1 protein-coding gene is annotated in these 557 nt (G+C 57.8%); it reads left to right on the top strand.

Annotated features, from left to right (window positions below; genetic code table 11):
• Positions 1 to 149 precede the first annotated feature (149 nt).
• Positions 150 to 461, top strand: a complete 312-nt coding sequence (locus AC1D0P_RS27615) for a hypothetical protein (RefSeq protein WP_477679647.1) — start codon at positions 150 to 152, stop codon at positions 459 to 461.
• The last annotated feature ends 96 nt before the right edge of the window (positions 462 to 557 follow it).

The raw sequence follows: 557 nt of genomic DNA, 5'->3' as shown, positions 1-557 counted from the left end.
CCACCAACTTGCCTGCCCTTCTGCCGGCCGTTCGCGCGCTCCGTACGGTATCGCACAGAGGCGGTGGACGAAACACAATACCGGAACGTTGCGGGTGCGAGCGCATTTCTAGAATGCGGGTCGCTTCCGGCCCGAACAAGGAAAAATTCATGAAAAACATTATCTTGGCAGCGGCGCTGCTCACCGCGGTGTCAGGCCAGGCATTTGCGCAAACGACGACGGCCACCGAAACCAAGACGCCTGCGGTCGCCACGTCCGGCACCAACAACGCGAACGCTCCCGTCGAAGGCAAGAACTCCTTCACCGAAGCGCAGGCAAAGGGCCGTATTGCAGACGCTGGCTTTACCGATGTGAGCGGACTCCAACTGGACGACAAGGGCATCTGGCGCGGCACCGCGATGAAGGATGGCAAGTCGACGTCGGTTGCGCTGGACTACCAGGGCAACGTCGTCGCTCAGTAAGCAATTTTCAAAACCAAGGAGTCATTCAATGAAAACAGTTACAAGTCTTTTCGACACTTATCGCGACGCCAGCGCGGCGGTATCCAATCTCAAAAG

This window comes from Polaromonas sp. P1_G2, from assembly GCF_056405515.1.
The sequence above is the reverse complement of the archived record's forward strand: the minus strand, read 5'-3'. Positions and strand labels throughout refer to the sequence as shown.

What these genes read in the sequence shown, in the direction of transcription:
- AC1D0P_RS27615 (WP_477679647.1), top strand. Translation starts at nt 150, where the DNA reads ATGAAAAACATTATCTTGGCAGCGGCGCTGCTCACCGCGGTGTCAGGC.